This window comes from Acinetobacter sp. ANC 4173 (assembly GCF_004331255.1).
Lineage (GTDB): Bacteria > Pseudomonadota > Gammaproteobacteria > Pseudomonadales > Moraxellaceae > Acinetobacter.
Map to the genome: position 1 here is coordinate 154,770 of NZ_SJOF01000003.1, position 12,930 is coordinate 167,699.

The 12,930-nt window shown below is 42.7% G+C and carries 7 protein-coding genes and 1 pseudogene; all 8 read right to left on the reverse strand.

All coding sequences use genetic code 11. From position 1 onward, the window contains the following. Positions 1-20 precede the first annotated feature (20 nt). The gene (locus E0H94_RS05495) at positions 21-611 is read right to left on the reverse strand and encodes a LemA family protein (RefSeq protein ID WP_044739688.1); all 591 of its coding nucleotides are present in this window, start codon (positions 609-611) and stop codon (positions 21-23) included. A 143-nt stretch (positions 612-754) separates the two neighbouring features. Continuing rightward, positions 755-1,576: pseudogene (locus E0H94_RS05500) on the reverse strand (metal-dependent hydrolase). Positions 1,577-1,823: 247 nt separating this feature from the next. Continuing rightward, on the reverse strand, positions 1,824-3,245 hold the full coding sequence (locus E0H94_RS05505; protein ID WP_131325484.1) for an FAD-dependent oxidoreductase: 1,422 nt from the start codon (positions 3,243-3,245) through the stop codon (positions 1,824-1,826). A 69-nt stretch (positions 3,246-3,314) separates the two neighbouring features. After that, on the reverse strand, positions 3,315-7,790 hold the full coding sequence (gltB, locus tag E0H94_RS05510; protein WP_171462047.1) for a glutamate synthase large subunit: 4,476 nt from the start codon (positions 7,788-7,790) through the stop codon (positions 3,315-3,317). Positions 7,791-8,236: 446 nt separating this feature from the next. Then, the gene (locus E0H94_RS05515) at positions 8,237-9,097 is read right to left on the reverse strand and encodes a hypothetical protein (RefSeq protein WP_131325486.1); all 861 of its coding nucleotides are present in this window, start codon (positions 9,095-9,097) and stop codon (positions 8,237-8,239) included. Positions 9,098-9,107: 10 nt separating this feature from the next. After that, on the reverse strand, positions 9,108-10,190 hold the full coding sequence (gene aroB / locus E0H94_RS05520; protein WP_131325487.1) for a 3-dehydroquinate synthase: 1,083 nt from the start codon (positions 10,188-10,190) through the stop codon (positions 9,108-9,110). A 20-nt stretch (positions 10,191-10,210) separates the two neighbouring features. Further along, positions 10,211-10,753: a shikimate kinase AroK gene (gene aroK, locus E0H94_RS05525; protein ID WP_131325488.1), complete on the reverse strand. Its 543-nt coding sequence runs from the start codon at positions 10,751-10,753 to the stop codon at positions 10,211-10,213. Positions 10,754-10,790: 37 nt separating this feature from the next. Further along, positions 10,791-12,911 carry a type IV pilus secretin PilQ family protein gene (pilQ, locus tag E0H94_RS05530; protein ID WP_165495589.1) on the reverse strand — a complete coding sequence of 707 codons (2,121 nt, stop codon included), beginning with the start codon at positions 12,909-12,911 and terminating at the stop codon, positions 10,791-10,793. Between the last annotated feature and the right edge of the window lie 19 nt (positions 12,912-12,930).

Genomic DNA, 12,930 nt, shown 5'->3' on the forward strand with positions numbered 1-12,930 from the left:
ATTCCAGTTAAGTTAAATGTTTAATCAAAAGAGACTTTGGGTGCAGTTTGTGCGCTTTGTTCCGCACTAAAGTTTGGCTTGGTGTGCATGCCAATGACTTTTGCGGTCATCACCTGCGGGAATTGACGGACATAGGCATTATAATCTTGCACCGTAGTGATATAGCGATTACGCGCCACCGCAATTCGATTTTCAGTACCTTCTAGCTGAACTTGTAAATCACGGAATTGCTCATTGGCTTTTAAATCTGGGTAATTTTCAGAAACTGCTATTAAACGCGATAATGCACCCGTCAACTGACCTTGTGCTTCTTGATACTTTTGAAAAAGTGCAGGATCTTCTAGCACTTCTTTATCCACTTTTAAACCCGCAACATTGGCTCTGGCTTGAGTGACTTCTGTCAGGACTTGCTCTTCGTGTTTGGCATAACCTTTTACCACATTGACTAAATTCGGCACCAAGTCCGCACGACGTTGATACTGGTTTTGTACTTCTGACCAAGAGGCAGTCACAGCTTCATCTTTGACTTGCAAGGTATTATAGCCACAGCCTGTTAGCATCAAGCTACCACTCAGCAACACAACTAGCGTACTCTTTTTAATCCACAGCATCGTTCAATCCTCATCTTTTTTTTGGCATGTCATTTCTTATTGAATGCAAATATTGTAGACCAAATTGTTTTTCGTTGTGTTTGATTTATTTAATCACCTATCGACATAAAAAAGTCGAGAAAATCCCCAACTTTGGTCTTTGATTATAATGCAGATACCACTTCCACAAATTCTTGCATCTGATAATCCTCCGCCAAGCGTTGTTTCCAGTAATTCACAATTTGACTGTAGTCATGTGCCGCAGGATGAAACTCCTTTTGGTAATAGCTTAAATATTCAGGTGCCAACTGAATCAACATTTTCAGCAATAAATAACTGCCAAAAAGATTCCCTCTCACTTTCAATACACTGTTTTTACGATCTTGCCAAAACAAACGACTGGCGGAATAAAACGTTAAGCTGGCAAAACCTGTAGTGACACTGCGCATTATCATGCGACGGATTGCATCATCGCCATAGACATGCTGATAAACATCAAACGCCACAGCTCGATGTTCAATTTCTTCTATGGCATGCCATACCCATAATTTTTGCACATCTTCCTCCAAAGTACTAAGCACTTCAGGATGACGTAAAATATAACCACCCAATAGCGCGGTAAAATGCTCAAAGGCACAGGTAATGGCTAACTGGATTTTGGGATGTCAGTTTTTGACATGATGGTCTTTGCGTGCCAACCAATCTTAAAAACGATCTAAATTATAGTCTTCACGTCGCCATGCCTGATTAAATTCAGTATGGGCTTTGGAATGCATCGCCTCCTGTCCAATAAAAGCCGTAATTTGCGCTTGCAACTGTGCATCAGTTACCTGATCCCTTACATTACGCACGCTATGTACAAAAAATTGTTCACCAATTGGAAAGGTAGAGGACAATGCAGTCAGGAAATGTGGCATCACTGGCGAGTTGGCAAAATAATGACGGCGAATGGCTTGGGGATTAAACTGCAATTTACGAACAGTAATTTCGTGCGCTTTAGGACGATTTAAGTATGATTTTTCTGTCGCCTATTTTAGCATGATGACTTCTCAATATAAGCAAAGTACAGATGCTCAGTCTCTAAATATCATGTTCATCACAAAATGGCAAAAATGCTTAGTCGATTAGCCAAAAGATTCAACCCGACTATTGGCAAAAAAAATAAAGATAAAAAAACCCACCGTAGTGAGTTTTTTATCAGGGTTTAGAACCGTTTAACGATGTAAATCCATCTTACACGTCAAGATAGTCCAAAATACCTTCTGCAGCTTGACGGCCTTCCCAGATTGCGGTTACAACCAAGTCAGATCCACGTACCATGTCGCCACCAGCAAAGATTTTTGGATTTGAAGTTTGGAACTTATATTCCTGTTTCTCTACTGCAACCACACGACCCGAGCCATCTAAACCAATATTGGCACCCGCGAACCAGTCTGCTGGACTCGGACGGAAACCAAAGGCAAGTAATACTGCATCTGCTGGTAAAATTTCTTCAGAACCCGGTACTGGCTCAGGGCTACGACGACCGCGACTATCAGGTTGACCCATTTGTGTGGTGACGAATTTAACACCTGTCACTTTGCCATTTTCACCAACAACCTCAATTGGCTGACGATTAAAGAGGAACTTCACTCCTTCTTCATAGGCATTTTTTACTTCACGTGCAGAACCCGGCATGTTGCTTTCGTCACGACGATACGCGCAGGTTACGTCATGTGCGCCTTGGCGTAATGAAGTACGGTTACAGTCCATTGCTGTATCACCACCACCGAGTACAATGACCTTCTTACCATCAACATTGATGTATTCGCTTGGATCTTTTTCCCAGCCTTGGCAACGGTTCACATTGGCAATCAGGAAATCTAGAGCATCGTAAACGCCATCGAGATCTTCACCTGGGAAGCCACCTTTCATATAGGTATAAGTTCCCATGCCCATGAACACTGCATCATAGTCTGCAAGCAATTGTTCAATGGTCACATCAGTGCCAATTTCAGTATTTAAACGGAATTCAACCCCCATCCCCGTGAAAATTTCACGACGACGTTTCATCACGTCTTTTTCCATTTTAAATTCTGGAATACCAAAGGTTAATAAGCCACCAATTTCAGGACGCTTATCAAATACTACTGGCTTAACCCCACTGCGTACCAAAATATCAGCACAACCTAAACCCGCAGGCCCCGCACCAATAATCGCAACTTTTTTGTTGGTCCATTTCACATGAGACATGTCTGGACGCCAGCCCAGTGCGAATGCCGTATCATTAATATACTTTTCTGCATTACCAATGGTCACAGCACCAAAGCCGTCGTTTAAGGTACATGCCCCTTCACATAAACGGTCTTGTGGACAAACGCGTCCACACACTTCTGGCAAAGTATTGGTTTGATGGCAAAGTTCTGCTGCTTGGAAAATACGACCTTCAGCAATCAGTTTTAACCAGTTTGGAATGTAGTTATGCACTGGACATTTCCATTCACAATACGGGTTACCACAACCTAAACAACGGTGGGTCTGATTCGCAGCCACTTCCGCAGTAAACGGTTTATAAATTTCCACAAACTCTGCTTTGCGGACAGTAATATCTTTTTTCTCTGGATCTTGGCGCGCAACATCCAGAAATTGAAAGTCATTATTTAGGCGCTCTGCCATGTCTCTCTCCGTGGGTAGGTGCAGTCATGGTTATTTGCTGCACCTGCCTATATATCTGCAGTAGTGGAATTATTGAGGATCAGCTTTGGTCGTTTTCAAAAGCGTAAGCAAATTAGCAGCTTTTGGTTTTACAAGCCAGAATTTACGGCTGTAAAAATCGAACTCGTTGCGGATCTTATAGGCCCAAGCACTACCCGTTTCAGCAATATGCTCATCGAGAATACGCAGTAAGAACTCTTTATGTTCTTCCATTGATTCAGTTGAGATACGGTTCAACTCAATTAACTCATGGTTGTAGTAGTCGACAAAGTCATTGTCCAAGTCAAGCACGTAGGCAAAACCACCGGTCATACCCGCACCGAAGTTGTGACCGACTTTACCCAATACAGTGACCACACCACCGGTCATATATTCACAGCAATGGTCGCCCGCACCTTCAATTACCGCGAAGGCACCTGAGTTACGCACTGCAAAACGCTCGCCTGCTGTACCCGCTGCAAACACCTTACCGCCAGTTGCACCATATAAACAAGTGTTACCAATAATCGCAGTTTCTTGCGTTTGGAACGGTGAACCTTTTGGTGGGAAAATCGATACACGACCACCCGCCATGCCTTTACCGACATAGTCGTTCGCATCACCTTCAAGCTTGATATGCAAACCGCCTGCGTTCCACACCCCTAAAGACTGACCAGCAGTACCTTTCAGGTTCATCACAACAGGATGCGCTTCCATATCTAAATTGCCGTAACGACGTGCAATTTCACCAGAGATACGCGCACCAATTGAACGGTCACAGTTACCAACCGTGAAGCTATATTCACCGCCAGTACCAGCTTCAATTGCTGGCAACATTTCTGCCACCATTTGCTCCGCCAATAAGCCTTTGTCGAAAGGTGCATTACCTTGAACTTGGCAATATTGTGCCTTACCGTTAGCTGCAGGATGTGATTCAAGCAATGCGCTTAAATCGAGGTGAGCATGTTTTTCAGTTTCACCTGGTAAAACTTCAAGCAAGTCAGTACGGCCAATCAAGTCTTTCAAGCTCGCCACACCTAAGGCAGCCAACCATTCACGTGTTTCTTCTGCAATAAAGTGGAAGAAATTGATCAACATTTCAGGTTCACCAATATAGTGTTCCTGACGAAGATGATCTTGCTGCGTTGCAACACCAGTCGCACAGTTGTTCAAGTGGCAGATACGGAGGAATTTACAACCTAAAGCGATCATTGGCGTAGAACCAAAACCAAAGCTTTCTGCACCTAAAATTGCGGCTTTAACCACGTCAAGACCTGTTTTTAAACCACCATCAGTCTGCACACGTACTTTGCCACGCAAGTCATTCACACGAAGTGCTTGATGCGCCTCACTTAAACCTAATTCCCATGGTGAACCCGCATGGTGAATTGATGAAAGTGGCGAAGCGGCTGTACCACCGTCATAACCCGAAATGGTAATGAAATCGGCATAGGCTTTCGCAACACCTGCGGCAATTGTACCTACACCTGGCTCAGACACCAGTTTCACAGAAACCATCGCTTTTGGATTGACTTGTTTCAAGTCAAAGATCAATTGCGACAAGTCTTCAATCGAATAAATATCGTGGTGTGGAGGTGGTGAAATCAGGGTCACACCTGGCACTGAGTAACGTAAACGTGCAATTAAGCCATTCACTTTACCACCTGGCAACTGACCACCTTCACCTGGTTTTGCACCTTGCGCCACTTTAATCTGCAACACTTCAGCAGACGTTAAGTACGCTGGTGTTACACCAAAACGACCAGATGCAATCTGTTTGATTTTTGAGTTACGAATCGTGCCGTAACGTGCAGGATCTTCACCACCTTCACCAGAGTTCGAACGACCACCAATGGTATTCATGGCAATCGCAATCGCTTCATGCGCTTCAGGAGACAATGCACCCAAAGACATACCCGCAGAGTCAAAACGCGGCAAAATTGCCTCAACTGACTCAACTTGCTCTAAAGCAATCGAGTTATCTGTTTTTAACTTGAATAAATCACGAATGGTTGCAATTGGACGATGATTCACCAACTCAGCATATTCTTTAAAGTCAGCATAGTTACCTGAACGTACCGCTTTGTGCAAAGCATTAATCACGTCAGGGTTAAATGCATGGTATTCCTTGTCGAATACAAATTTTAGCAAGCCACCTTGGTCGATTGGCTTACGTGATTTCCACGCAGTATCTGCCAATTTTTTCTGATCATTTTCAAGGTCAACAAAGGTTGCACCTTTAATACGGCTTGGTACACCTGTAAAGCACTTGCTCACGACTTCTTCAGACAGACCTACTGCTTCAAAGAGTTGACCGCCACGATAAGAAGCAACCGTTGAAATCCCCATTTTTGATAGGACTTTCAGTAAACCTTTATCAATACCTTTACGGAAATTCGCTTGTGCATGAATTGGGTCACCCAATAGTTCACCTTTGGCAACCAAATCATTGATCACATCATAAGCCAAGTATGGGTAAATCGCAGTTGCACCAAAACCTAAAATCACTGCAAATTGATGTGGATCACGTGCAAAACCAGTTTCCACAATGATATTGGCATCGGTACGTAAACCGACATTAATCAAGTGGTGATGTACCGCACCTGTCGCCATCATTGCGTTGGCAGGTAAATAGCCCTCGCGAATTTTCTTGTCGGAAAGTAATAATAAAGTTTTGCCATCACGAATCGCTTGTGCGGATTCTTCACAGATACGCGCGATTGCTGCTTCTAAACCTTCATTATCAGCGTAGTTCAAATCGATATCTGCAATTTCATAACCCGTACGACCTAAAGTACGGATTTGATGCATTTTTGAGTTTGACAGTACAGGACTTGAGACAATTAAACGATCTGCATGTTCTGGACCTTGTTCAAATACATTTTGCTCACGACCAAAGCATGTTTCCAATGACATCACAATCGATTCACGCAATGGATCAATTGGCGGATTCGTTACTTGCGCAAACTGTTGACGGAAGTAATCCGATACATGACGTACTTGACGTGACAATACCGCCATAGGTGTATCATCACCCATTGAGCCGACTGCCTCCTGACCGCTTTCCGCAATCGGACGTAACAACTGATCACGTTCTTCAAAGGTGACCATGAACATTTTCTGTGCTGCTTTTAGGGCATCGCCTTTTAAGCCTTGATCACATAAATATTCTTCAAGTTCTGGGCTACCCTGAACACGAATTGAGTTTTCACGTAACCATTCACGATATGGACGCATTTTTTTCAAGTGGTTGCTAACATCTTTGGTGTCAAGCAATTTACCTGTAAAGGTATCTACCACAAGAATTTGACCAGGACCGACACGACCTTTTGAAATTACATCTTCAGGTTGATAATCCCAAACACCAATTTCAGAGGCTAAAGTAATATAGCCATTTTTCGTAATGACCCAACGCGCTGGGCGTAAACCATTACGGTCCAGCATACAGATTGCATGACGACCATCCTGAATCACGAGACCTGCAGGTCCATCCCATGCTTCCATGTGCTTCGAGTTAAACTCATAGAATGCACGTAAGTCCGCATCTAAAGTTTCAACGTTCTGCCAAGCTGGTGGAACCAACATACGGAGTGCACGGAACAGATCCATACCACCACCGACAAGAATTTCAAGCATGTTATCCAAGCTTGAAGAGTCTGAACCTGTACGGTTTACGATCGGCTTAAGCTCAGTTAACCCTGGTAATAACGGATTTTCAAACTTCGGAGTACGCGCCATTGCCCAGTTACGGTTTGCCGTAATGGTGTTGATCTCACCATTGTGTGCAAGGTAACGGAATGGTTGTGCCAAAGGCCAACGCGGTAAAGTGTTGGTCGAGAAACGCTGGTGGAACACCACGATATGTGAAGCTAAACGCTCATCAGCAAGATCTGTATAGAAGTCTGCAATCGCAGCAGGCATCATTAAGCCTTTATAGCTGATGACTGTTGAACACAATGCTGTTACATAGAATGATGGATCATTGCTAAGTTGCTGCTCTGCACGACGACGTGCCAAGAATAACTTACGGTTAAATTCAACCTCAGTTACCCCCATAGGGCAGTTCACAATAATTTGTTCAAAGGCTGGCAAAGATTGCATCGCAATTTCACCCAATGCCGCGTTATTGGTTGGCACCACACGCCAAGCCAGAACACGTAGACCTTCTTCTTCAATTTCTTTACTTAGAATTTGTTTTGAATGTGCAGCAATTGCTGGATCCAAGTTAAGAAAAATCGTACCCACTGCAAAAATTTCACTGAGGGTAATATCGCTCAGTTTTTTCGCTTCTTCACGGAAGAACTGTTTCGGCATCGCCAACAATAAACCACACCCATCTCCGGTCTTACCATCGGCGGCAATACCACCACGGTGGGTCATACAGCTCAAGCTATGAATAGCGGTCTTGACCAGATCATGACTTTCATTCCCTTGCATATGTGCAATAAGGCCGAAACCACAGTTATCTTTAAACTCATCCGGTTGGTATAAACCTTGAGCGGGAGCTACAGTATTAGGCGATGGCATGTGCATAGCGTACCCTTCTTTCTACTTGGCCCTGAATCGGGCGCTGACTATCTAACTTCTTTGCGACTTAGTCTAACTTTCTCACACTAAGATCAATTTAATGCAATGATCTTGCACTCTCATGTCAAAGATAGACTGAATTTATCTTTTGTACATGACCGAAATGCAAGAAACTATTGCGACTTTTGCGCACTCTTTTAAAGCAAGCAATCTTGATGTTTTCGCACACTCTTTGAATCTTTTCGCGCCAAAATAGTGACATCAACTCAAATCATGCACCATTTAAGCAAAAAATATGCCAACTTAGTGTTATTAGATTAAATTCTTTTAAATACAGAAATATCAAGTGTTCGACCTGAATCAAAGCATTTGAAGACTTATCCTAGTTGCACCATTTTTGCGCATTTAATCATTGGTATAGCACAATGTGCTCTATTTTAGAACGATTAATTAAATGGATCTGCAATTTCTTGGCGCACAGGTGAATTTGAATTGGTTGGCGAAGGGGATGATTTTGTGCCAGTCTCAGCATGCGATTGAGATTTCTGCACATCAATCACATTGCCTTCAGCATCTCTACGGGTTACTGTTGTATTGCCCTCATCTGAGCTATTCACTGTTGTATCCACAGTTTTAGGTTTATTTAAATTCAGCATAGCCGCGTCTGTTTTCGGTAAAGCTGCAGGATTTAATTTAACTTCATATACTGGCGTGGAACCCTGCAACTCTTCCATCCCCATATCATTCACTTGCGCCTGATAATCTTCCAAGGCTCTCACTGTTGGATGGACGGATGCTGGTAATTTTAAATCAAGCTGCTCTCGTGCTTGGTTTACCTCTCTCTCATTCGAATATAAGCCATAAAATAAAACATATCGCTCTTGTTGCTGATCTCCAGTTAAACGGAGATAAAAATAATTTTGTCGATTGCTCTGTTTATTCAAGAAACTTTTAATAATGTCTTCTTCAGTGACACTAAAGAGTTCTAGCGATGACTTATTTTTCTGCTCCTCAATAAACTTACTTCCTCGGAATTCATTCGTATGATTTCCCGTCGCAACAACTCTGGTGGTCAGCGTAATGGGGCGAACTTCTTCTTGTAAAGTGCCTAAATTGGTTGTCGCCGTGACACGTGCGGGTTGAATTTGCAGTTCTGCATCAGACTCCACCGCTTTATTCACTTCGACCAGCTCTTCACTACTGTCTGAGCCTGCCCAAAATATCAATGCTACGAAAAGACACAGCACTCCGCTCACAAGCCAAATATAACGTTGTGTATTTTGCCAATATTTGTGGAGTGCTGTCATGATTTCACCTTTATATTGTTTGATTGGCAATAATCGCCTGCTGCATCAGTTCAACATCAAACTCTTTCGTAATGATTGCTTGCCCTAACTGTTTTAGCAGTACCAATCTCAATTGACCATTTAATACTTTCTTATCATGCGCCATATAGCCCAAGAAATCTTGCAATGGAATCGCGGGACATACTATCGGCAAACCAGCGCGCTGTATGATTTTTTTTGTACGTTCCAAGTCTGCTACCGAAATCCACCCCATGCGTTGTGATAAATCTGCAGCCATCACCATTCCTGTCGCAACAGCTTCTCCATGTAACCATACGCCATAGCCTAAATAAGACTCTATTGCATGACCAAAAGTATGGCCTAAATTCAACAGTGCACGTTCACCTTGTTCTTTTTCATCATTTGCCACAATTCGTGCTTTATGTGCGCAAGAACGATAGACTGCTTCAGCCAATAAATCAGGATCACGTGCGACTAAGCCATCCATATTTGTTTCAAGCCAGACTAAAAAATCTTCATCTCCGAGCAAGGCATACTTAATCACTTCGGCTAAACCAGCAGACAGTTCACGATCAGGCAAGCTTTTTAATTGTGCCATATCTGCCATTACCACTTGGGGCTGCTGGAAGGCTCCAATCATATTTTTACCCAAAGGATGATTGATCCCTGTCTTACCACCTACACTAGAATCGACTTGGGACAAAAGCGTGGTTGGCACTTGAATAAAATACACACCACGCTGAAAACAAGCGGATGCAAAACCTGCCATGTCGCCAATCACACCACCACCCAATGCCAATACCGTACAATCACGATTAAAGCCAGCTTCAAGCAGAGCATCAAAAATCAGATTCAGATGTTGAATATCTTTATATTTTTCACCATCAGGCAAAACACAGGTAGAAACTTTTTTCCCTAAAGCCTCAATAGCTTCAACATAATGCTCTAAATACAAAGGCTGAATAGTAGTATTGGTCACAATCATGACTTGCTGCCCGAAAATATACGGTGCCAGTAAATCTTGAGGATTTAAATCACTGCCAATAAAGATAGGGTAACGGCGTTCACCGAGTTCTACATGTAAAGTTTGCATGGGTTCAACTACTTTCGTATTCAATCAATAGGTTGTGTGGTAATCATCGTTAAGATTTTATGCGCAAGATCTCGTGCAGCACCTTGATTGGTCTCAATAATATAATGAGCCACATCCCGATATAAGGGATCCCGAATCGCAAGTAAATCACGTAATTTTTGCTCAGGGTTCTCAACCTGAAGGAGAGGACGATTTTTATCGCGATAAGTACGCTGAAGCTGAATTTCAACAGGAGTATAGAGATAAACAACAATACCACGTTGCTTTAAAAAATCACGATTGGGGGCTTGAGTCACTGCACCACCACCAGTCGCCAAGACCAAATCTGGTCGGGCAGTCAACTCATCAATCACTATAGTTTCACGAGTACGAAATCCCGTTTCACCTTCTTTTTCAAAAATCCACGGAATGGTCGCACCAGTTTTTCGTTCAATTTCATGATCACTGTCTAGAAATTCACGACCCAACAATTCTGCCAAATGCCGTCCGACTGTTGTTTTTCCTGCCCCCATTGGCCCTACCAAATAGATATTTGGTAGGGAACTAAACTCTTTGCTTGGCAAGGAGTCACCTATTAATTTTGTTTAAATTGAAAATATATTAATGATTTCTTGAAACACTGTCATTAACAATTCGTGGTGTCACAAAAATCAATAGCTCTTGCTTAGCATCCGACTTGGCATCTTTTCTAAACAATCTTCCAATGTAAGGAAGATCCCCCAAGAATGGTACCTTGGTTTGTGTATTTGTAGTCGTTTGCTCAAATACCCCACCTAAAATCACCGTCTCACCATTATTGACCAAGACATTGGTCGTAATAGTGTTTTTATTCAAGATCAACTCACCATTCGGTGCTTCATCCGCAACTGAGTCTTTCGAAATATCAAGCTGCATTTGTACTTTACCGTCTGGGGTAATACTTGGCGTAACCTCCAAACTGAGCAGAGCTTCTTTGAATGAGGTCGTTGCTGTTGAGCCAGAAGCCGAGTTGGTTGTGGTTTGATAAGGTACTTCTTGACCTGTCGCCACCTTGGCTTTTTGCTTATCTCCAGTCAGCACTTTTGGTGTTGAAATGACTTCACCATAACCATCAGCTTGTAAAGCTGAAAGCTCTAAATCTAGCATAAAGTCAGATAAGCTAATTAAGCTAAAAGCTATACTGCTCGCACCCTCAGCCGTAACACCTAAATCGACATTTAGGTTATCAGGACGTTGAATGGTATATTTCCCTTCATCATCTGGATCTCGCAAGTCCCATAAAGTTTGATCACTACCCCCTACCAAGAGATCATTCGCAGTATTTACCCCTTGAGATAAAATCCCCCACTTCACCCCCATTTCCTTAGTAAATGAAGTAGATGCACGCACAATTCTTGCTTCGACCATGACTTGTTTGACTTGCACATCAATCAAATCAATCATCTTGCGTACTTTATCAATATTCTGTGAAGTATCATTGATAATTAGAGTATTGGTTCGTAAATCTGCAACAGCACTTCCTCGCGGACTTAAGAGGCTTTCCAAAGCCAAAGAATCCGAATTAGCAGTACGATTAGCTACCGCACCTTTACCATCACGAGAATCTTCCATCAACTTCAATACATCCGCAGCTTTCGCATAACTCAGCTGTATATATTCAGTCTGTATCGGTGCTAACTTAATACTCTGTGCAATCGCCTTAGCTTCATCGTCTTCCGCTTTAATCAACTCAGCAACAGGTGCAATCCAAATCACATTACCATTACGACGCTTGTCTAAATTTTTTGTTTTTAAAATAATATCAAGTGCTTGATCCCATGGTACATCTTTTAGGCGCAAGGTAATATTGCCTTGTACCGTATCGGCAGCCACCATGTTAATGCCAGTAAAATCTGCCAACAATTGCAATACGCGGCGCACTTCAATATCTTGGAAATCCAGTGAAATTTTCTTGCCCGTATAGCTATTTGCTGCACGTGGCTTCATTGGATTCTTGTCCACAGGACGCTTTAAGCTGATCGTCAACTTATTCTCAGCTTGATAAGCCATGTATTCATAGCTGCCCGAAGACTGAATAGTAATCACACCACTATTGCCATCATTATAAGCATCTACGGTCGCCACAGGCGTTGCAAAATCATTGACATTGAGGCGGCGAGTCAAATGTGCTGGGATTTTACTTCCCAACATCCGCACCACAATTTTACTCCCTTGTTGCTGTACATCTGCTGGCGTATTGCTACCGAGCAAATCAATAACAACCTGACCTTCACCCTCTGAACCGCGTTGAAAGCCAATATTAGAAACCCCTTGCGATGGAGCTTTAACTGATGTTGCCACAGGGGTCGCAAAACTATTATCGGTTGAATTGATTTTTAGAATAAAAGTATTGCCTTCAACACGAGTAGTAAAAGCACCCGCATCTGCAAGATTAACGGTCAATCGTGAACGCTGTGCATCAGAAGACACATCTACAGAATTTGCTTCTTTCGTCGCAACTTGAATACTATTTTGTTTGAGTGCTTGTTGTGCTTTATCAAAATCTAAAATAAGTCTTGATGGCTGTTCAAGTTGGTAAGCTTGAGGTTGTGGTGGTATTCCGTTGAACATCACACGAATTTCAGTCCCTTGTCCAGGTACTTGCATAGGTACGACATTGGTGATGCTGACTTGCGCACTAGCAGCTTGCATGACAGCCATAGCAACTGCACCCATAGAGAATTGACGGAAAATATGATTCATTGTATTACCATCCCCAAAT